This is a genomic window from Pedobacter sp. G11, from assembly GCF_003860265.1.
Lineage (GTDB): Bacteria > Bacteroidota > Bacteroidia > Sphingobacteriales > Sphingobacteriaceae > Pedobacter > Pedobacter agri.
Genome location: NZ_CP034190.1, coordinates 4,331,416 through 4,353,426 on the forward strand (window position 1 = coordinate 4,331,416; position 22,011 = coordinate 4,353,426).

22 protein-coding genes are annotated in these 22,011 nt (G+C 35.9%); 6 read left to right on the forward strand and 16 right to left on the reverse strand.

The window, feature by feature from the left end:
- Positions 1-73 precede the first annotated feature (73 nt).
- The 8 genes from EA772_RS18740 to EA772_RS18775 all read right to left on the reverse strand — a co-directional run bounded on the left by EA772_RS18740 (position 74) and on the right by EA772_RS18775 (position 6,788).
- On the reverse strand, positions 74-604 hold the full coding sequence (locus EA772_RS18740) for a DUF3347 domain-containing protein (protein ID WP_124914501.1): 531 nt from the start codon (positions 602-604) through the stop codon (positions 74-76).
- A gap of 96 nt (positions 605-700) precedes the next feature.
- The gene (locus tag EA772_RS18745; protein WP_029204472.1) at positions 701-1,243 is read right to left on the reverse strand and encodes a hypothetical protein; all 543 of its coding nucleotides are present in this window, start codon (positions 1,241-1,243) and stop codon (positions 701-703) included.
- A gap of 154 nt (positions 1,244-1,397) precedes the next feature.
- Entirely contained in the window at positions 1,398-1,928 is a 531-nt protein-coding gene (locus EA772_RS18750; RefSeq protein ID WP_210405052.1) for a hypothetical protein, read from the reverse strand.
- A 120-nt stretch (positions 1,929-2,048) separates the two neighbouring features.
- A complete protein-coding gene (miaA, locus tag EA772_RS18755) occupies positions 2,049-2,969 on the reverse strand; it encodes a tRNA (adenosine(37)-N6)-dimethylallyltransferase MiaA (protein ID WP_124914502.1) in 921 nt (306 codons plus the stop codon).
- Positions 2,962-3,759, reverse strand: a complete 798-nt coding sequence (locus tag EA772_RS18760) for a hypothetical protein (RefSeq protein WP_124914503.1) — start codon at positions 3,757-3,759, stop codon at positions 2,962-2,964. The genes miaA and EA772_RS18760 overlap by 8 nt, the downstream gene beginning before the upstream one ends.
- 44 nt (positions 3,760-3,803) lie before the next feature.
- Positions 3,804-4,166, reverse strand: coding sequence for a hypothetical protein (locus tag EA772_RS18765; protein ID WP_124914504.1), 363 nt, complete (start codon positions 4,164-4,166; stop codon positions 3,804-3,806).
- Positions 4,167-4,223: 57 nt separating this feature from the next.
- A complete protein-coding gene (locus EA772_RS18770) occupies positions 4,224-5,336 on the reverse strand; it encodes an MBL fold metallo-hydrolase (protein WP_124914505.1) in 1,113 nt (370 codons plus the stop codon).
- 99 nt (positions 5,337-5,435) lie between these two features.
- The gene (locus EA772_RS18775; protein ID WP_124914506.1) at positions 5,436-6,788 is read right to left on the reverse strand and encodes a Gfo/Idh/MocA family protein; all 1,353 of its coding nucleotides are present in this window, start codon (positions 6,786-6,788) and stop codon (positions 5,436-5,438) included.
- Positions 6,789-6,944: 156 nt separating this feature from the next.
- Here EA772_RS18775 and EA772_RS18780 point away from each other — a divergent pair, with 156 nt between their 5' ends.
- Complete coding sequence (locus EA772_RS18780; protein ID WP_124914507.1) at positions 6,945-7,961, forward strand: LacI family DNA-binding transcriptional regulator; 1,017 nt, start codon at positions 6,945-6,947, stop codon at positions 7,959-7,961.
- Positions 7,962-7,984: 23 nt separating this feature from the next.
- Here EA772_RS18780 and EA772_RS18785 read toward each other — a convergent pair whose 3' ends face one another.
- Positions 7,985-8,917 (reverse strand): helix-turn-helix transcriptional regulator, encoded by a 933-nt coding sequence (locus EA772_RS18785; RefSeq protein WP_124914508.1) that lies wholly within the window; start codon positions 8,915-8,917, stop codon positions 7,985-7,987.
- Between the two features lie 101 nt (positions 8,918-9,018).
- Between EA772_RS18785 and EA772_RS18790 the strand changes: the two genes are divergently transcribed.
- Together EA772_RS18790 and EA772_RS18795 are read left to right on the forward strand one after the other, a co-directional pair.
- Positions 9,019-11,097, forward strand: a complete 2,079-nt coding sequence (locus EA772_RS18790) for a TonB-dependent siderophore receptor (RefSeq protein ID WP_124914509.1) — start codon at positions 9,019-9,021, stop codon at positions 11,095-11,097.
- Between the two features lie 23 nt (positions 11,098-11,120).
- Entirely contained in the window at positions 11,121-12,155 is a 1,035-nt protein-coding gene (locus EA772_RS18795) for an HmuY family protein (RefSeq protein ID WP_124914510.1), read from the forward strand.
- Positions 12,156-12,481: 326 nt separating this feature from the next.
- Here the strand turns inward: EA772_RS18795 and EA772_RS18800 are convergent, their stop codons facing one another.
- The 4 genes from EA772_RS18800 to EA772_RS18815 all read right to left on the reverse strand — a co-directional run bounded on the left by EA772_RS18800 (position 12,482) and on the right by EA772_RS18815 (position 16,145).
- Positions 12,482-12,661: a hypothetical protein gene (locus EA772_RS18800; RefSeq protein ID WP_010602585.1), complete on the reverse strand. Its 180-nt coding sequence runs from the start codon at positions 12,659-12,661 to the stop codon at positions 12,482-12,484.
- 183 nt (positions 12,662-12,844) lie between these two features.
- Positions 12,845-13,429 (reverse strand): biliverdin-producing heme oxygenase, encoded by a 585-nt coding sequence (locus EA772_RS18805; protein WP_124914511.1) that lies wholly within the window; start codon positions 13,427-13,429, stop codon positions 12,845-12,847.
- A gap of 85 nt (positions 13,430-13,514) precedes the next feature.
- The gene (locus EA772_RS18810) at positions 13,515-13,934 is read right to left on the reverse strand and encodes a response regulator (protein WP_010602583.1); all 420 of its coding nucleotides are present in this window, start codon (positions 13,932-13,934) and stop codon (positions 13,515-13,517) included.
- Complete coding sequence (locus tag EA772_RS18815; RefSeq protein ID WP_124914512.1) at positions 13,935-16,145, reverse strand: ATP-binding protein; 2,211 nt, start codon at positions 16,143-16,145, stop codon at positions 13,935-13,937.
- Between the two features lie 146 nt (positions 16,146-16,291).
- On the opposite strand from EA772_RS18815, the gene EA772_RS18820 reads away from it, so the two are divergent.
- Positions 16,292-16,657, forward strand: a complete 366-nt coding sequence (locus EA772_RS18820) for a response regulator transcription factor (RefSeq protein WP_124914513.1) — start codon at positions 16,292-16,294, stop codon at positions 16,655-16,657.
- Positions 16,658-16,882: 225 nt separating this feature from the next.
- On the opposite strand, the gene EA772_RS22165 is transcribed toward EA772_RS18820, so the two are convergent.
- Positions 16,883-17,035, reverse strand: coding sequence for a hypothetical protein (locus EA772_RS22165; RefSeq protein WP_157258963.1), 153 nt, complete (start codon positions 17,033-17,035; stop codon positions 16,883-16,885).
- 17 nt (positions 17,036-17,052) lie between these two features.
- The gene (locus EA772_RS18825; protein WP_010601743.1) at positions 17,053-17,421 is read right to left on the reverse strand and encodes an STAS/SEC14 domain-containing protein; all 369 of its coding nucleotides are present in this window, start codon (positions 17,419-17,421) and stop codon (positions 17,053-17,055) included.
- Positions 17,422-17,564: 143 nt separating this feature from the next.
- On the opposite strand from EA772_RS18825, the gene EA772_RS18830 reads away from it, so the two are divergent.
- Complete coding sequence (locus EA772_RS18830) at positions 17,565-18,683, forward strand: alpha/beta hydrolase (protein ID WP_124914514.1); 1,119 nt, start codon at positions 17,565-17,567, stop codon at positions 18,681-18,683.
- An 84-nt stretch (positions 18,684-18,767) separates the two neighbouring features.
- Here the strand turns inward: EA772_RS18830 and EA772_RS18835 are convergent, their stop codons facing one another.
- Positions 18,768-19,538 carry a Ku protein gene (locus tag EA772_RS18835; RefSeq protein ID WP_124914515.1) on the reverse strand — a complete coding sequence of 257 codons (771 nt, stop codon included), beginning with the start codon at positions 19,536-19,538 and terminating at the stop codon, positions 18,768-18,770.
- Between the two features lie 137 nt (positions 19,539-19,675).
- Between EA772_RS18835 and EA772_RS18840 the strand changes: the two genes are divergently transcribed.
- Positions 19,676-21,946 (forward strand): glycosyltransferase family 4 protein, encoded by a 2,271-nt coding sequence (locus tag EA772_RS18840; protein ID WP_124914516.1) that lies wholly within the window; start codon positions 19,676-19,678, stop codon positions 21,944-21,946.
- Positions 21,947-22,011: the final 65 nt, after the last annotated feature.

Below are 22,011 nucleotides of genomic sequence, written 5' to 3' on the forward strand. Positions count from 1 at the left end.
ATCTGTTAAATTAATATGAATAATCAGTCAAACCGACGTAACAATCATGCTTAATTACTTGTACATTTTATGGTTATTTTCCTTTGATTTCTTCCGCAACACGACCACATTCCAGCATCTCATTTCCATAATAAGGATTTCTAATTTCCTTTGCTGTTGAAAGCCAGTCTCCTCCATCTCCTTTATTTGCCATTGGGCAGTGCTGTACGTAAAGTGTACCAGATTCAATCTCAGTAGTTTTAAATAAAGCGATCACATCTGCACTTAATACTGTGAAATTCTTCCGTTGTGCAACAAGATCATTATTAGACGCAATTTTAGCAGCAATTTCTGCGGTAGGCTCACAACCTTCGTAATTGGCTAAGCTTTTTTCAAGAACCGATGCTGATTTTTGTGCTTTAGTCGCATCTGATGCAACAAGTGCGTTCTTCAGATCTTCATATTCAGTCAAAATCGCAAGCTTCTTCCCATCTTTAATTTCAACTTTGGTTGCAGCATTTGTTGTATTGCTATTTGTTGAATCTGAAACCGCTGTCGATTTTTTCTCTGCTTGATTACAGGCGAATATGGTAGCTAATATGGCGATGCCTAGGATTTTTTTCATTGTATTTGGTTTTCGGCTCAAAATAGCAATTTTAATATTAAATCAATAAAAAAAGCCCCGCAAATTGCGAGGCTTTCGAATTATATGATGATTTAATTATAATTTGAAATTATAAGCTAATCTCACAGCGTATTGGCCAGTCTGTCTGAAATAGGTAGTCGAAGAGCTGTCATTTACATAACCTTCATATCTGATGCCGATATCAAGACCATTATTCCACTCGTAACCTAAACCGCCAGTGTAAATAAAATTAGTTTTTGCACCATCTTCTATTCCGAATCCTGCTCCAGCCTCTGCTGCAAGATACATTCTTTCGATCGCAAAAACTTTAACACCACCTTTTGCAGGAATAAAATCAAAATCCAAAGCGTTATTTCTACCTTTCAATTTGGCATAACCACCAGATGCTGTAACTGCTACATCTTTAGTTAAATCCCACTGTAATTTTAAATCAGCTCCGTAAGAGTATTCCATTGGAGAGCTTTTTCTAAATAAACCGCCGTTTAAACCAACGCCTACTTTAAACGCCATACCGTTATTGGTCGACATTGTAGTCATCTCCTGAGCATTCAAATTTGTTGTAGTGAAAATTGCAAAAGCAGTAAGTGCTGTTGCGAATAATTTAGTAATTGTTTTCATGTTAGATATATTTAAGTTAATAAAAGGGTTTGCATATACATACGATAATATCTGGTGAACAGATTTTTTAATTTTCATTTTTTTCAGAAATTTTTATTAATAAAAAAAGCCTCAACTTTCGTTGAGGCTTTTTTTGAATTATTTACCTGGAGGATTAAAGGCTAAAGCCGTAAGCTAAGCGGATACCAAACCACCCTTGAGGGTTAACCGCAAAATCAGGTTTAGCGGTATTACCTTCATATTTAGCACTTAGATCAATTCCATTGCTCCAAGAGTATCCAATTGCAGGAGAGTAAATAAATCCTGTTCCTGCGTTACTTGGTGTAATACCAAATCCGGCACCTACTTCAGCAAGCCCATAAAGGCCAGAACCAGTTGTGTCGAAGAAATATTTAGCACCAACTTTTACAGGGATATAACCATAATCACTAAATTTCAGATTTGTACCATCAATATCCTTTCCTACTAAGTGGGTATATCCAGCAGTTACGGGAATAGATAATTGTTTATCTACATCAAATTGATAGCGTAAATCACCACCGATAGCCAATCCATATGCATCATTTGTACCAGCACCAACATTTACTCCTATACCTAATTTTCGTGATTGTGCATTAACGTTTGTTGTAAAGAATAAAGCTACAACAGCTGCTGAGGTAGCAATAATTTTAGTAAGAGTTTTCATTATAAGATAATAATTTTGAGTTAAACTAATATATCTCGACAATTACAAAACCTGTGCCAAAAGAGCTATTTTGTTTAAGCGTACAACACAAACTTATTATTATCTGGACATTACAATAAATTAATTTTTATTCAAAACTTTATCTAAGATTTGTTGTTTTAAGAGGTTTGGCGTTAACGAAGAATTAAGCCAATTTATCAATACACCGTCCTTTTCCATCTTACGAAAAAAAGTGTTTTGACGTTTTGCATACTGGCAAATCGCAATCCCAAGTCGTAGCTTAAATTCATCCTCCGATAACAAACCGCTTAAATAATTAACAATGAATTTATATTCTAAACCGTAGAAAACCAGCATTTCTTTAGATATTCCTTCATCGAGTAAATGCTGAACTTCCTGAATCATTCCGCCGCTCAACCGCTCCTCCAATCTTGTTAAAATTTTCTCCCTGGTGATTTCAACTTCATTTTTTAATCCAAAAATTATCGGTTTGATCTCTAATCTTGGAACAGTTTCAATTGTATTAAATTTTAAAAATTGAGCGACTTCGATGGCTCTGATTAACCGCTTCTTTGAGTTTAGATCCACATAATCTGTATTTTCAAACTTTTGGAGCCTGCTAATTAATTCCTCTTTGGTTTCCTTTTCCAATTTAGCCCTAAGCATTTCATTTACCGGAACAGCGGTATAGCGCTGGTTTTGCAACAAGCTGTGAATGTATAAACCAGTCCCGCCACATAACACAGGAACTTTTCCCCTGCTCAAAATATCTTCGAATACGCGGTAGAAATCATTTTTAAAAGCGTCTACATGATATCGCTCTCCAGGCAGAAGGATATCTATTAAATGATAGGGAATTTTTTGGTCGTCAAAGTTATATTCCTGAAGGTCTTTACCTGTTCCGATGTCCATTTTCTTAAAAACCTGCCTGCTATCTGCACTGATAATTTCACCATTTAATGCATGGGCTACCTGAACGGCCAACCTGGTTTTACCAGAGGCGGTTGCACCTAAAATAATGATGAGATTGAAATCAGTCATTTTTATTTTTTAGGATAAACTTTAAGCTTCCGGTGTTAAAGACATTAATTTGCATTGGTTGATGTGCCTTAACAAGGCTTCTTTCCTTTTCTTCATTCAACGAAAAATAATGCGGTGCTAACTCAGCAGTTTTATCAAATCCCAAAGTAAGATAAGATTCACCTGCTGACCAATCGCGATCTGCATAGGTCATGATATCATTGGGTTTGTATTGCTTGAAAAAATACATCAGTAGCTTACTTAAACCACCCGAGACAGAATAGCCAGACTTAACTGCGAAGCGAATAAGTTCGGCTGATTTATAATCGATACTGTGTGACATTTTGCGGAGCGCTGAAAATGTAGCCACAGCAATAAGATCATCATTCTCGAATAATCCCAATTTATACCTACAGCTTACGTAACCTTGCAAATGATTTTCATTTAAAAAAGTTTCAGTGGCAACTTTATCTAATTTATGAATTTTTGTTTTGCGCCCATGTATTTTCTTATTCAACCCCAACAGCGACATTATTCTTGCTAATGCCTGCCGGGGTTTGACAAACCAGACGTCTTCCCATAAATGGATCAGTTTGATGCCTTCGGAAGAATAGTTTAACTGTAACGCTATTAATTCGGCTGGCTTGAAGTGGTTGTTTACATTAACTAAATGAATAATGAGCTGGTGTTTATTGATAGAGAGTAGACTAAAATGATCGAGTAAAAAAAAATGGCTTCCCAAATTAAGCTCAGCCAAAGCTGAAACTATTTGATGATGCCATGCATTTTCTTTTGTTGTTAAATTGCTCAATGATCTATGTAATTGTGATATTGGGCAAAATTAACTAAAGAACTTTAAATCCATTCCTTTTCTTTGAAGTGCGCATGAATTATTTCAATTAGTGTCTCTACTTCTTTCAATTTCACGTCATCAAGTTCAGTAAGTTTTAAACCCGACTTATCATCACCAAAGCGCACCAACTCCTGGTTCGAAGTTGAAAATTCATTTGTATTTACTTTCACTTCTACCGCATTCCCGTTAATGTAAATCCCGCCAAAAAATCGTTCTGTTGTTTTACCGCCTTCATTTTCGATATTTTTTTCGCTGTAAAGATCGTACCCGGTTTCAGAATTTTCATGTACAGTATAACCTCGAGTTGCGTATGGCTGTAAACCAGCTCTTATCGTTTGAAAAATTTCTACAAGATCAGTTTTCATAAAGTAATTTGATTTTAAATTGTAAACACAAGATGGTCAATATTGTTTACGAATTTATCAGTCAGTCCACCATTTTGACACAGGCATTTCACTATTTAAAATTAGTGTTTGGCCAAGTTGCGGCGTTGCTATTTTAAGGTTTTTTTCAGCTGCCGCCTTGACTACCCTATTGATCGGCTCATTCCATGGGTGCATGGCTAAACTAAATTTAGCCCAATGCACTGGCATTAAAACTTCTGCTTTTAAATCAATAGCAGCCTGAACCGTTTCTTCAGGGAACATATGAATATGTGGCCAATAGGCATTATATTGGCCGCATTCTAATAGAGCCAGATCAAAAGGTCCATATTCTTCTCCAATTTTCGAAAAATGTGTGTCATAACCAGAATCTCCGCCTAAAAACAATTTCCATTCTTGGTATTGTAAAACAAAAGCAGACCAAAGCGTTTGGTTTCGCTTAAATTTTCTTCCGGTAAAATGTCTTGCAGGAACAGCTGTGAATTTTAAATTCGCATTAACCTGAGCAGATTCAGTCCAGCACAATTCTTTTATCTTATCACTTTCAATTCCCCATCTTTCTAAATGCGCTCCTACGCCAATTGATGTGACAATCTCTTTTACATTTGGAGCGACTATTTTTATACTTTCATAATCTAAATGGTCATAATGATCGTGAGTAATGAGCAACACATCAATGTTCTTAAAATCCTTAGCTTTAACAAAAGAAGTTCCTGGAAAAGCTTTACTTCCGATAAACGAAAACGGCGAAGGCGTTTTGCTGAATACCGGATCAACCAGAATTCTTGTATCATTTATTTTAATCAGGTAAGATGAATGCCCAAACCAAATAATTTCCGGAGCGGCACTTGATGGTTTACCATCGAGATCTGGCTGGGTAAATTTTAAGGCTTTATACGGAATTTTGTCAGGATGCTTATCGAATAAAAAAGCTTTTAGCACTTTGAAAAAACTAACGCCTTCAGGCTGCATTGGAGTGAAGCTTTCGTTCTGCAAAGCACCATCACGATAGTTATTTAAGTGATGAATTTTGTCAAGTCTCAATCCCCGAGGTAATCTTCCAAATACAGGAAGATTTGTAATAATTAAAACTAGAACGGTTAATATCAGTATGGTGTAAAGGGCAATCATGTAAATTAAAATTTTGGCCAATGTACATATTTGAACATTTATGTATCGAATAATCAAGTCAGCGAAAAGCAAAAAAGCTCCAAACCTGGAGCTTAAATTTTACAACACACTTATAAGTACTTAATATTCATCATTAAATGCGAATATTGGCTTTCTACTCATCCACTTGCCTCCAGTAAAATCGGGAAATTCAACTGTTTCATTTCCTAATTCTATCGATTGCTCACTTAACGGTGTAATGGCACTCCAAGCTGCCGCATCATACACATCGAGTGGAGTGGGTAGATTACGTTTCGCAGATTCGATGAATGCATTAATGACGAAAAAATCCATTCCACCATGTCCCGCCCCTTGTGCATCATTACCATATTTTTTCCATAGTGGATGATCGTATTTATCTAACCAGTCTTTAGCATTGTCCCACGCATGCGGCTTACTTACTCCTTCAACATAAATGCTCTTATTTACATCCATCCACAAACCTTTAGTACCCTGAAAACGGAAGCCTAAAGAATAAGGTCTTGGTAAATTTGTATCGTGTTGTAAGATGATGGTTTCCCCGTTTGCACAATCTATAGTGGTTGTTACAATATCACCGAGCCTAAAATTAACTTTTGCATTTGGATGAGTTGTACCACCCTTTTCAACAATATAATTATGTAAACCACGAGATTTGGTAGCAAAAGAGTTTAGCTTTAAAAAGCGGTTACCCCTGTTAATATCAATACATTGTGCTATTGGGCCAATACCATGTGTTGGATATAAATCTCCATTGCGGTAAACCGAATGGTTTGTTCTCCATTTGGCTTCTGAAAAACCCTTATCACCGAATTCAACTCCGTGGCCGTACGGATTGATTCCATCATTAAATTTAACTTCTCGTAAATCATGCTGATAGCCTCCTTGAAAATGTATCATCTCGCCAAATACACCCTGGCGTACCATATTCAGTGCAGCAAGAACATCTCTGCGATAGCAAACGTTCTCCAACATCATCACCTGTGCATCACCCGCCTCCGCGGCATGGACAACATCCCAATGATCTTGCAAGTTGATCCCCAATATTACTTCTGTGCCGATGTATTTGATGCCAGCACCAATGGCACCCAAAATCATTGGTTTGTGTAATTCCCAGGGCGTTGAAATCACGACTGCTTTGATATCCTTTAGTTCGAGCATCTTTTTCCAGGCATTTTCATCACCCGTAAAAATTTTAGGCATTGGTTTACCGCTTTTTGCTATGATGGCTTTACTCATGGATAACATTTTATCATCCACATCGCAAATGGCTACCAGATCAACATCATTTCTGTTTAAAAGCAGGCTTAAGTGATTTTGGCCCCTCAACCCCACTCCAATCATCACCACCTTGACTTTTGTACTAGCGGTTGAGGCAAAAATGGATTGATCTGGAATTGTCGCAAAAGCCGCAGTTGTTAAGCCTGCATTTCTCACAAATTGTCTTCTGTTCATACGTTATAATTGTTGCTCGTTTGTTTAATTTTAAAAATATTGTTAACCTAATGTATCGATATTTAAATACCTTCAGAAAAAAAGAAGGAAAAAATATCACGCAAACGTTTGATTAATTTAGTAATTTACAAAATGAAAAAGTAGTTTAGCGGCGCAATGCAATCAAAACCAACAACGATTAAGGAAATCGCCAAAATTTTGAAAATATCCCCTTCCAGCGTATCCAGGGGGTTACATGATCATCCGAGCATCGGAGCTGTTACTAGAGAAAAAATTAAGCAGCTGGCAAAATCACTAAATTACCAGCCCAATAATGCTGCAATTTTATTTCAAAAGGGAAAAACCTATACTATTGGCGTGATCCTGCCTGAGCTATCTGAGCACTTCTTTTCAACAGCTATATCGGCCATTGAAGATGAAGCTTTGAAAAAGAATTACACCGTGATTTTTGCGCAATCTCATGATAATTACGAGCAAGAAGTTAAGCTCGTTGAGAAAATGAAAAATCAACGAGTGGATGGTTTACTGGTATCCATCAGCAAAGACACCTCAAATTTTGATCATTTTGAAAAACTGAACACCTTTAATATTCCGGTTGTGTTTTTCGATCGTATCCCGCCATTTAAAAATGTTCATTATGTGGCCTGCAGTCTTGAAAGTGCTACAGTAAAGGCACTTAATTATTTGTTAAAGAAAGGCCATAGAAGTATCGGAATGATTAATGGGCCAGCTACGCTCTTTGCAAGCGAAGAACGTAAAGATGGCTATATACAGGCCATTAGCTTTAATAGATTAAAATTTGATCCATCGCTTATTGTTAATTGCGATTTAACAGAAAAAGGAACAATAGAAGCTGCAAATGAGTTTTTAAATCATAAAAGAAAACCGACCGCAATTGTTGCTTTTAATGATTACGTAGCGCTGTTTCTAATTAAATACTTCAAAAAGCTAAATGTGATTAACGATTTTGATATTGTGAGTTATGCTAATCTTCCAATTATCAGTTATATAGATAATTCTCCTATTGCTTCTGTGGAGCAATACCCATATTTGCAGGGACAAAAGGCGGCAAATATCCTCCTCGATTTGATGGCAAACCCAAATCCTGAAAATCAGGCATTTTTTAATACCATAGTTGAATCTGATTTAATTGTTAATGAAGTAAATAAATAATAAAGCCAAACGTTTGTGTAAAATCAATTCCTGTTTAAACTACCCGGAAGAATGTGATATAACTTTTTAAACGCAGCAATAAAATGCTGAGGGTTTTTGTATCCAACTAAAAATGATACTTCATTAACGGGCTTCTTATCAACAGTGAGATATTGATAAGCTTTTTCCATCCTTATTTTATAAAGATAACCAAAAACCGTATATCCGGTTACTTCTTTAAAACCTTTCTTCAACTTAAAATCATTAATTCCAGTCATTCTAGAAAGTTCCATTAATGAATTTGGATTTTGCAAATTGCCCTCGACAATTTTTTTCGCTAATAAAATTTTATCTATATCTACTTTTTTCAGTGAAAAAGTTTCCTTTTTAGTATTTTGGCTGATGTAAAATATGATGAGTTCGAAAATCTTTGACTCAATAAATATGCGTTTTAGTCTGCCTGTATGTGGTGAATTAGTAATTGCCTGTAGTAATAAATCAATTTCAGGAGGAGTATTTTTTTTAACTGATAAGTTTTCTAGTTTGAATTCAGCATCGGCTATCTTATCAAAATAAGATTTTGTAAGTTGGATATAAACATACCTTGCTTTTTCCGAAACACTTAGTACAACATTGTTTAATTCTTTATCATTAACATGTTGTTGTTTTGATGCCATAGAACTTATGTCATTGCCTCCGTTCTTGTAATAACAATTTATATTTCCATCGAGACAATAACAAAATCCAATATTGCCTGCAGTAGTATCGTACAAAAAATCCATACCACCTACGGTTTCGATCTCAGTTAGATTAATATGAATTCCATCAAACCAGTTCTCGCGTATTTTTACCTGATAATCCGCTCCGGAAAATACCCGCTCAACCTCTTCAATATCTGATTCAGTTTCGAAATTACTTGCATATATATTGGTATAAAGGATTTTTCCGGTTTTCAGTTCCGATAATTTAATTTCCATTTCTTTTAATCCGTATTACGGCATTAATTATCCGTTTAGCGTTATCTGGTTTTTCTTATTATGCACAAATTTGCATAATTATTTATAATTAGTCTAAATAAATGAAGATATATTTATTCATTGTGTTATCCCTATTTGGATTCATAGCTGTGGCTCAGGAAATTAAAAGAGATACTATAAAAGCAAACGAATTAAAAGACGTGGTTGTTACTGGCCAATTTGGCCCGCAATCGATGAAAAGCTCAGTTTATAATGTTAGAACTATTAGTTCAGAAAAAATAAGGTTGCGTGGTGCAGTTAATTTACAGCAGGTTTTGAATACCGAATTGGGTTTTAGATTTAGTAATGATTTGACATTGGGAACAACCGACGTAACAATTATGGGGATGACAGGCAGAAATGTAAAAGTGCTTTTAGACGGTGTACCAATGATTGACCGATCAGATACCCGTGAAAGTTTGAACCAGATTGACATTAATACTATCGAGCGGATCGAAATTGTTGAAGGACCGATGTCAGTGGTTTACGGATCAGATGCTTTGGCTGGTGTCATCAATATTATCACCAAGCAAGCAGGAAAATCTCTTGTAAATGTTACCGCAAGAATCCAGGAAGAAACCGTTGGAAAAGAATATGGCGCTTTTTCTGACAAAGGAAATCATATTCAAAATGTTGGTTTAAGCTGGCGAAATAATGGATGGAGTGCTGTGGCTGGTTTGACGCACAATGATTTTGCTGGCTGGAATATCAAGCCAAGTACTACTTCAAGAGAAATTGTAGAACAAGACTTAGCCAACGGCAACAGATGGAAACCAAAGGAGCAGTGGCTAGCCAATACCAAAATTGGTTACCGAAATGAAAATTTTAATATCTGGTATCGTTTAGATGGTTTGCATGAGGAAATCGTCAGCCGTGGTGGGATGAACACCTTAAACTATATTGCAGAATGGCAAACTTATAAAACCAAGCGATATACCAATCAGTTACAATCAGAATGGAGCGTAAATTCGCAATTACAAATTACTGCAATTGCCGGATATTCTGATTTAACACGATTAACGCGAACAATAAATCACAATTTTAGTACCGGTGCTGATGTTTTAAGTACCGAACAAGGAAAACAGGATACTGCAAAATTCAATTCAACAATTTTCAGAGCAACAGCACAATACATAGTCAGTCCAAAAGTTTCCTTTCAGCCTGGAGTTGAATATAACAGAGACGCTGCAAGCGGGCAAAGAATAAATGGCTCACCTGTGATTAATGATTATGCTTTCTTCCTATCGTCAGAAATAAAACCTATTAAAGGAATTAATATCAGACCAGGACTAAGATTGATCAAAAATTCCATTTATCCAGCGCCTCCAATCATTCCATCATTAAATACGAAATTTTCTTTAAATGATTATTTTGATTTGAGATTAGCTTATGCAAGGGGTTTCAGGTCTCCGGCATTGAGAGAACTATACTATGATTTTGTTGATGCCAGCCATAACATTATCGGCAATCCGAATTTAAAAGCAGAAGAATCAAACAGTTTTAATGGTTCATTAACATGGACAGGAATAAATACCACTGAATTACAATTCCGCTCTACGCTTGCTGGTTTTTATAATCTATTTAAAAACAGAATTACGTTTGCACAATCATCACAAGATGCGACCATGACTACCTTATTTAATGTTTTAAAGTATAAAACAACAGGTTTTACTTTAGACAACACCATCATTTATAAAAACCTTAATGCCACAATTGGTGCATCTTACATCGGCAGGTATAATGATCAGCTGGAAAACAATCCTGATTTAACCATTCCTGAATTTGCCTGGTCGCCAGAAATTACGGCAACCATCTTATACAACCTGCGGAAAATTAAGGCAAACATCAGTTTGTTTTATAAATATTCTGGTGCTGTTCCAAGTTATCAAAGTGTGGGCACAAGTACTACAGATTACCAACTTGTAGAAATTGGCGGTTTTAGTTTAGCCGATTTAATGTTGAATAAAAGCATCTATAAATACTTTACGATTAATGCTGGCGTAAAAAACCTATTTGATGTAACCCGATTGAGCAATACTTCTACTGCATCTGGAGGTGCTCATAGCACTGGCGGAGGCGCTGTACCCTATAGTTACGGCCGCTCATATGTGCTTGGCGTATCTTTTAACTGGAATAAATAATTTAAAAAACACAAAATAAAAATATGAATAAACTTAACTCAATGATTGCAATTGCCGCTTTGGCAATCACTTTTACCGCTTGTAAAAAAACTACTGAAGAGCCTATTATTGTTGTTCCGCCGTCTGATGGTGCAACTTTAACCTTGAGTGGCAAAACAGCTGAATCAAACTACGCAAATATTGTTTTTGCAGATCTAAGCACTGATAAATCGACACCCGTTGATAGAAAGAGCTTTAATTTCGGTTTAACATCTGATAGCAGATTTAAAGTAGTACTAAATGCCGCCTATCAAACCACAGCGGTTACTACTTCAAAAACAGATATTGCAACCGTTACTGTTGCTGATCCTGGAACGACTATAAATCTGAATCATGATATTACTGATGCTTCGACAGCAACCTTAGTAGATAACTGGGATGGTGATATTAGTAAAACAGCTATTCCTGAAATTAGCGCAACTGATGCAGATAACAAAGTTTTTTTAATCAGTTTTGAAGGAAGCAAAGATAAAGACAAATGGTTTAAAGTAAGAATTACACGTAATGGCACAGGCTATAAAGTACAATATGCAAGATTATCTGAAACCGCTATTAAAACCTTAGATGTGGCGAAGAGTTCAGACTTCAACCTTGTTTTTGTTTCATTGGAAAACAGTAAAACAGTTACTGTAGAACCTAAAAAAACTGACTGGGATTTTTCTTGGAGTTACGGCACTTACAATTCAGGTTTAGGTTCTCCTTATTGGTTCCAGGATTATATTGCAACTAATAATCTTGCAGGAGTTTCTGCTGCTGAAGTTGTGGCCACAAGCACCTTAACCTACGCAACTTTTGTCGAAAGTAATATTTCAGGATTAGCCTTCCTTAATACAAGAGATGCAATTGGAAGTAAATGGAGATCAACCACAGGTACTGGTATTAAAACCGACCGCTTTTATGTAGTAAAAGATGGTGCAGGTAATATTTACAAATTAAGATTTGTTAGTATGGGTGTTGGAAGCGACGGTGGTGAACGAGGCAAGCCCGTGTTTGAATACAAGCTCGTTAAAAAAGGATAGTTTTAATGCGCTCTCAATAAGAAAATATGTTTTGTTAGTTGGATAGATGCTCCCCGCGATGGGGAGCTTTATCTTTTATAGCAATTTAAATTAAACATAGCTCTGGGGAAACCTAAAGATGTAATTCATCAAACTCGGATGCCGTAAAGAACGAGTTGCACTTGGTGACAGATCTAAGACTGTGCCATCCGATCTCATAGTGATTAATAAAAATATATTAGCTAACAGTTTTTTACTGCGTAATCTGCAAAATATTCATAAAATTCGTTTAAACGCAAAAAGGTCCCGACCATAGTCGGGACCTTTTCGTTCATACTCGCGAAATATTATTTTCCAGAGTTTTTCTTGTCAGTTACTTCTGCACGGATTTCTTGTGCTAAAACTTTAAGATCTTGCATTGCTTTACGCACACGAGTACCAGCAGCTGCATTGCCAGCATTATAAAATTTTTCCACATCTGCTTCAATCGCAGCAACAGCAGCTTTAACTTTTGAGAATTTTTCCATCGCTAATTGATGTTTTTAAGGTTTAAAAAATTTATTTTTTTCAATAATACATATTTACCTTGAATTAACAACAGAAAGCAAATATTAATTTGGAAGAAGTTTTGCACATTCTAACAATCGAAAAAATGCCCTGACAGTATTATAGAAGTAATATTTGTAATTCTTCACTCCTATTTTGGCTATTTAACCAAGCTGTTTAGATAACAAAATCAAATTATTAAAGGTTTCGTTTGCGCTATGTATACAACGTTCATAATCGGCCTCGGTAACACTTTCATTGAGAATGGAAACAAAACTTTTCCACTTTGCACTTAACTCTTCACCGTAAACGCCATAATAATTTAAACCATCTTCGTGGTTAGTAAAATTTGGATTGGCAAGAATATGCTTTTTAATCACATTACCGCCAAGTGTTGCTCCTTCCAGCACATACAGCGCACCTAACACCTCTGCATTATTCTGCCCAGGTATAAATAAATCAAAATTGAGTTCAGGTAAAGTTAATGGATCAATATCCCAGTAGGCTAAATCTTTTTCAAGTGCAGCCAATTTTAATCTGTTTTTCATGTCAAGCTGCGCCGCTAAATCAGCATCGAGCATGTTTGCTAATTTATTCTCTAATTTTTGGTGAATGATATAGTTGATGGTTAAGAGTTTTTTATAGTTTTCTACACTTAACGTATTGTTCATAATCTCATTAACAAACATTAATGATTCTAATGACTCATGGCCTCCTGCCGTTTGTGTCCTCAATAAATTGGCAATCATACTTGGATTTTATCTATTATTTAAAAGGTTATTAAAAAGAAAAGATTCGAATTATCAAATTCGAATCTTTTGTGGTTTATCAAAATTAATTTAACCGTAAGTGCTGGTTAAACCAAAAATCGTGAACAGAATGGACACATTTTACTAAGTTATCATATCCGTCGGGTTTGGTTAAATAGGCATTTGCACCAAACTCGATTGATGCTTTTACATCATCAGGATTATCAGAAGTTGAAAATAGAATTACAGGCACAGATTTTAGATATGGAATATCTCGAATAAATTTCAACAAGTCCAAACCTGATAAACCAGGAAGGTTTAAATCCAGTAGAATTAATTTTGGTTTTGTTTTGGTATTGGCAAATGCCTGCAATTTTTCCAAAGCCTCAGTTCCATCTTCTACAATACTTAGGTTTAAAGTATCTTTAACTTCCTGTACGGCACTTTGCATAAAAAATGCATAGTCCATATCATCCTCCACGTAAAATATATCTGGTGTATTCATTTATCTATTTTTAAAGGCTACATAAAATGTCGAACCTACATTCAGTTTACTTTCGAACCAAACACGTCCGTTATGTCTTTCAACAATACGCTTTACAATTGCCAGGCCTACTCCTGTTCCCTCAATATCTTTAACATTGTCCATACGCTTAAAAAGCTCAAAAACCCTGTCGTAATAACGGTTATCAATTCCCATACCGTTATCTTTAATTGCATAAATAGTTTCACCACTATCAACATGTGCTGAAACCTCAATTTTCGGCTTATCAACCATTGATGAGTATTTAACAGCATTACTAATTAAATTTGTAAATACTTGTGCAATCATGGTTTTATCACCCTTAATATCTACGAGTTGGCCTAAAACTAGTTCGGCGTTGTCTGCTTTAAAAGCCGCCCATACTTCTGCACTAATTTCTTTAAGCAACACCTGCATGTTTACACTATCATAAACAATTTCCAGGCGACCAACTCTTGCCAGATTCAAAATCTCCTTAATCAGGAAATTCATCTTGCCTGCACCATGTAAAATCCGGTCTAACATTTTTCGGCCACTTTCGTCAATGCTCTTGTTTTTGAGCATTAACTCTGCATATGTTTTAATAGATGTTAATGGCGTTCTTAAATCATGCGATATGGTATAACTAAAGGTATCTAATTCTTCGTAAGCAGCTTGTAGCTTTTCGTTTAGTAAGCGGATTTCATTAGCCTTCTTGTTAATATAGGTAACTATGATTTCACGAATCCGTAAAACAGAGGTAATTTCTTCGGGTAGCCACTTATCAGAGGTATTGTTAACTACCTGCGACCAGGTTTCGAAAGATTTTCTTGGCGATAAACTTGCTACTCCATTTTCTGATGAGCTTACTGGTTTATCAGGATTTCCTGCCCAATTTACGGTAGAAATCTGTTCTGGCTTGAACCAGATAATAACTTCATCAGGATCTTTACTAATGGAACATGCCAACATGCCCGATGCGATGTCTTTATATTTTTTGGCTGGATTGAAGATTTCTGATAACCGATGGGTATAATAAATAGACTCATCATTATTTTCTTTAAGCCAGTCTGCAAGTTCCCAAATTGAACGTTCGTCAGGTACACGACCAAGAGTTCTCAAATCATTTTCAAAAATAATTGCAACACCTGTCCCGTTAGTAACATCAAGAAGGGTTTTGCTATGTTTTGTCAAAGCATCAACCAGATATTTATCTCTGTTTAGATGTTCTAAAAGTACTGAAGCAGTATCTTTAAAATGCTCTACCATCTCAGAATCTTCCTCGGCCTGCCTATACTCTAATGCAGACGACAAGATTTCGCCAATTAATTTAGATCCTTCCCTGGCTTTATAATCTATAAATTTAGGACTATAGTTATGGCAGGCAATTAAACCCCATAATTCTCCGTTACAAATTAACGAGATGCTAAAACTAGAGTCAACACCCATATTTTTTAGGTATTGAATATGGATCGGTGAAACTGCCCTCAACCCACCATTGGTTAAATCAAGAGGTGTATTTTCCTGATAGGTTAAAATAGGAGAATCTTCGGTATTTACATCCGCAATTAACCTTGTTAAGTTAAGTTTATAAAGTTCCCTGGCTTGCTTTGGGATATCAGATGCCGGATAATGTAATCCAAAAAATGGCTCCAGATTATCGTTTTTCTCTTCTGCTACAACTTCTCCATGCCCATCGTCCAAAAACTTATAAATCATAATGCGATCGTAGCCTATCAATTTCTTAACTTCTACAGCCGCACCTTTAAGCAAAGCCGAAACCGATTTGCCCTGCAACATCACTGAAGCTGAACGTCCGATTAAACTTTGGATATCATACTGAAGCGTAACTGGTTCAAACTCCAGCAACCAGTCGTTTGATGACGAACTTATAATTAAGTAAAAGGGCTCTCCGTTAATATCTACAGGATGTGGACTAATTGCATCAAAACTTTTCCTAATGATTCCAAGTGCTAAAAGATCCTCAACATTGAAAACTGGCTCTTGTTTGATATATTCGGAAAGTATTGAAACTGGCTGCTCTAACAATTCTCTTGGAACAATACTCAGAAAATCTGCAGTATTCTCACTTAAATACTTGATGGTAAGATCGTTTTTATCGATAGCGATTAAAAAACCGTGGGACTGAACTTTACCTGGAATATGGATGGGTTCTTTGTCACAATTAGTTAAATCGACTGAAAATTTATTCATAATAAAAATAGGTCTTACAAAAATATCAGATTTTTCGAATTAACAAAGATTACCTGTCTTTTAGAATGACTCTAATTTGCTATATTCAATTTCCGGATATATTTTTTATTTTATATTTGTTCAAAATTTAAACAATTATCCAAACCTTGGCAAAGAAAAACATTTTGGTTATCGAAGATAACCACGCAATTTTAGATGTTATTACTCTTATTTTAGAAAGCGAGGCTTTCAATGTAGCCGGTTTAAACAAAGGTGCAGGTTTTATTGCTCATGTTAAGGAATTCAATCCTGATGTAATTATCATGGATATTATGCTACCTGACATTGATGGCAGAGTACTTTTAAAAGAATTAAAAGAAACTGATTCGACAAGCCACATTCCGGTGTTAATGATTTCAGCCCGCTACAATTCAACTAACTATACTCTGGATGGCATCTCTGCAGACGACTTTATGGCTAAACCTTTTAATATTGACGAATTGATGGATAAAATTTATGCTTTGATTAAATAGCAAAATTATCCTCCGCCATCTCCGAACATTATCTCTATCCATTTTTCACTTTATCAATACGATCAATACTTGCATGGACTGATGAGATTGCTGGACAGGTTCTAAGTATCATCCAACAATCTCCCGGTAGTCCATCGAAAAGAATAGTATTTTCTATAATGGATATATTATTTATGAGGCAACGCCAATAATCAGTTCGAGTTAGCAAATGTCAAAATAGCTAGACTATTTCTTCTTGCTTTTAGAATCTGCGTCCTTGGTAACATTCACTTTTTTTGCATCTTTTGCTGAAGTTACTTTTTCATCAGCACCTTTTGCTTTTTCACTTTTCGACGCTGTAGCCTTGCTATCTTCAGCCGATGTTTTTGAGTTTTTCATAGTATTTTGTTTATTATTTAATCTTCAGCTATTAACCAGGCTTTCGCTTCTTCAATTTCTTCAGGTTTAAAACCTTTTGATGAACCTGGTGTGGCAATCGTAAATACATCGCTAAACCACTCCACGCCTTTCTCATGACTTACAACTGCAATTTTCTTCCATTTGGTGAAATTCTGTAAACCTGCTTTTGCATCCTGAACCCAAGCACCGGCCGTGAAATTTTTAACATCGGTTTCCAAAACAAGCAAATATCTGATCTCATCAAACCGATCTGCTGTACGCTTTAAGCCTGGAAGCAAAACATTTTTCAAATCTTCGCTCGTTACCTCACCTGTTGCTCTTACACCAAAAATATTGTCTGGTAATCCTGTTATTTCTGTCAACATATGTAGTTATTTTTTAATAGAACAAGCAAAATGCTGTAGATGTTTGGGAGCGCAAAAATTCTAAAAAGTTGTAAGCGCAGAAAAACTCTTATATGGCTGATACTGTTATAAGAAACAAAACTTAAGAAAATAAAATTAACCCTATGAAAACCAAATTATTAAAAATCTCTTCTGCTGTTTGTGCAGTAGCGATTTCCATTTCGGCTTGTACCAGTGGCGACAAGGCATCAACAACAACTGATTCTACAATGGCCGATACTTCTAAAGTAGTAGCTTTAAAACCAGCCGGACCAGCGCCAGACTGGGGAAAAACCATTAAACCTGAGATGCAGACCGTAATCGAGAAACTTGCAAGTTATGGCGACAAGCCGATTGAAACATTAGATCCGGCTGCAGCTCGTAAAAACCACACTCCTACAGATGCTGTGATGGATTTAGTAAAGGAAAACAATATCACCATTCCTGCCTCAAAAGTAGATACAACTGGTAAAGATATTGATGTAGCAGGTGGAAAGGTTCATGTGAGAATCTATACACCAAAAGAAGGAAATGGACCTTTTCCGGTGATTGTTTATTATCATGGCGGAGGTTTTGTTATTGCTGATCTTGATGTTTATAATGCATCTGCACAGGGATTAGCTGAGCAGGTAAATGCAGTGGTAGTTTCAGTTGCTTACAGATTGGCTCCGGAAAATAAATTCCCAACGGCACACAATGATGCATTTGCTGCTTATGAATGGGTAGTAAAAAATGCTGCAAGTATTAAAGGCGATCCGGCTAAAATAGCAGTAGTGGGCGAAAGTGCTGGCGGAAACTTAGCAGCCAATGTTTCTATAGCTGCCCGCGAAAAAAAGATAATGATTCCTGTACATGAAGTATTAGTCTATCCAATTGCACAGGCAAATATGAATACAGAATCATATAAACTTTATGCAAACGCAAAGCCATTAAACAAGGCGATGATGGGATGGTTTACTGAAAAGTATTTAACCACGATGATCGAAGCTCAAAATCCTAAAATTTCATTAGTTAATGCGAACTTGAAAGGCCTACCTCCAACTACTATTATTACAGCGGAAATAGATCCATTACATGATGACGGTACGATGTTAGCAAACAAACTTTCTGATGCTGGCGTAAAAGTTAACAGTAGAAATTATGAAGGCGTAACTCATGAATTCTTTGGGATGGCTATCCTTGTTCCTGAAGCCAAAGCAGCACAAGCTTATGCCGCTGAACAATTAAAAGCAGCATTTAAATAATTAAATAAATAATAAGGCCAGGAATTGAAGATCAATTCCTGGCCTTATTATTTTTACCTTATACTTTGCTATTATAATTCTTTCCTAAGCACCTTTTTTCGAACCCAGACTCTGCATCAATTGATCATATAAATCATCACTGGTTGCCTTCTGTGGTTTCATTTTCTTAACCGTAGCCCTCTTACCTTTTGCCTTAGCTTTGATCATTTTTAAAAGTTCATCACTATAATCATCTTTAAAGGCACTCAAATCAAATTTCGAACTATATTGTTTGATTAAAGCCAGCCCTACATCCATTTCCTTTTTAGTGATAGTGATATCGGTAACTTTTGTAATTTCTGATAAACTCCTGATTTCCTGTTCAAACCTTATCTTCGTAATCACGATTACACCATCCATTGGATGAATGACACAGAGATTTTCAGTATTTCTCAATACAAAACGTGCTACGCCAGCTTTACCTGATTTTTCAAGTGCTTTAAGAAGTAAAGCATAAGCCTTTTTACCTTGCTTTTCGGGCTCTGTATAGTAAGATGTTTCATAATAAATCGGATTAATTTCTTTGATATCTACAAAGTTCTCCAATTCAATGATTTTAGTTTTCTCTGGTGATGCTTCTTCAAAATCATGTTTATCCAGAATAATGTATTTATCCTTTAGAAAAAATCCCTTCACAATTTTTTCAAAAGGAACTTCTTTGTGGGTTTTTTCATTTACACGCTGATAGCGAATTTTTTCGTGATCACGTTCATCGAGCATATCAAAATCAAGATGTGTGGTTTGTACTCCAGAGAATAACTTAACGGGAATGTTGACCAAACCGAACCCGATTGCGCCTTTCCAAATTGACCTCATAGCTATTATGTTTAAATTTTATAGGGTAACAAGCACAGATTTCATATTGTTTTGTCATAATAACCCAAAAATGGTGCAATTCAAAACCATTTCTAATACATAATGTTAATTAAATACATTAATCTATTTGAGTACCTATGAAGATCGCATATATTTCCACTTATCCTCCACGCGAATGCGGGTTAGCAACATTCAACCAGAATTTAGTTAACGCTTTAAGCTTAAATCCGTCTTACAATCCACAACAAAGTTTTGTTGTTGCGATGAATGAATCGGAAAATCTTGATGAGCATGCATATCCAAAGGAAGTCAAGTTTGTGATCCGACAACAAAATCAACAGGATTATATTGATGCGGCCAACTTTATTAATGAAAGCGATATTGATACCGTGATCATCGAGCATGAATTCGGAATTTTCGGTGGAAATAGCGGTGTTTTTCTTTTATCGTTAATTAATCGTTTAAAGAAACCCTTTATTACCATTTTGCATACAGTGTTGAAAGAGCCTAGTTTTATGCAGCAAACCATTATAAAAGAGATTGCTTTGAAATCTTCGAAAATTGTGGTCATGAGCAAAAAAGCTGTTTTATTTTTAACAAGCATTTATCAAATCCCGAAATCATCTATTAAATTGATCGAACATGGCGTTCCTGACTTAGAACCTATCTTAAATAATGAAGTCGCACAAAGTGATCTATTCAAAAACAGGAAAGTACTATTTACGTTCGGTTTGATTAGCAGAAACAAAGGTTTGGAAACGATGATCAAGGCACTTCCAAGCATTGCTGCAGAACACCCTGAAGTTTTGTATGTCATTTTAGGAAATACGCATCCTGGTGTGGTTAAACATAATGGCGAAGAATATCGTGATAGTTTGAAGGCTTTAGCAAAGGACTTAGGTGTTGAAAATAACATTGCTTTTGTAAATAAATTTGTTTCTGAAGAAGAGTTGCATCAATATTTAACCGCTTGTTATATCTATGTAACACCTTACTTAAATGAGGCACAAATTACCAGTGGCACATTATCTTACGCCATTGGCGCAGGTGCAGCTGTAGTTTCCACCCCATACTGGCATGCTCAAGAATTGCTAGCTGACAACCGAGGTAAATTATTCGATTTCAAAAATGATAAGCAACTGGCTCAAATTGTGAACGAGTTATTGAGTGACGAGCATAAGCATCAGCAACTTAAACAAAATGCCTATCAATATGGATTAGATTTGCGTTGGCCAGCCATTGGAAACGTATATATCAACGTTTTGGAAGATGCATTGGCAGCAGGAAATAAACCCCAAAGAACAGTGCCTCCAATTATTGATGTGGAAGGTATGCCTGCATTAAATTTAAATCACATCAATTTACTAACTGATGATACCGGGATTATTCAACATGCCCGCTTTGGAATCCCAAATTTAAAGGAAGGTTATTGCATTGATGATAATGCCCGGGCATTGATTATGGCATTAATGGCTTTTGAACAAGATAAAAATCAAAAAGCGCTGAAGTTAATTCCTGTTTATCTAAGTTTTATTCAGTACATGCAACGTGAGGATGGAAATTTTAGAAACTTTTTAAGTTTTAACAGAAATTACCTCGACGAAGTAGGCTCCGAAGATTCGTTTGGACGCACCATTTGGTCACTTGGATATTTAATTGCTGTCGCACCAAATAACTCATACCGTGAATTTGGAAGAGAATTATTTTCTCATTCCGTTACCCACTTTAAAGATCTGAAATACTTACGCGGAAAGGCTAACACCGTTATCGGAATTGCTAACTTTTTAAGTGTACACCAAGGAGATGAACTGTTAATTACTGAAATTAACCAGCTCGCAAAATCGCTTGTTTCCTCTTATCATGCTAACAAAGACGGTGACTGGCACTGGTTCGAAGACATTTTAACTTATGATAACGCCATTTTGCCTTTAGCTTTACTACACCATTATGAGGCTACCGGAAACCAGGAGTCTTATCAAATTGCAATGGAAAGCATTGAATTTTTAAATAGTTTCTCATTTGAGAATGGATATTTAAATCCGGTTGGAAATGCAGGCTGGATGAAAAAACACGGTAAAAACCCAATTTATGATCAACAGGCTATTGAAACGATGGCAATGGTTTTATTGTATGCAAAAACCTTTGAAATAACAAAAGACATCAAATACCTGAACATGATGCATACCAGTTATGAATGGTTTTTAGGGAAAAACAGCCTACATATTCCGTTGTATGATTTTGAAACCAATGGTTGTGCCGATGGTTTGCAGTTCAACAGCGTAAACAGAAATCAGGGAGCAGAAAGCACATTGGCGTATTTTATCTCGCACCTTGCAGTGCTAAAGGCTGCCGAGGCTGAATATGTAACACTTGCTTCTCCACTAGTTGAAGTGGATAAACTAGCTTAAAACCCGTCTCGCAAATAAAAAGGGGCTGATTCATAAAAATGAATCAGCCCCTTTTTATTTTAAAG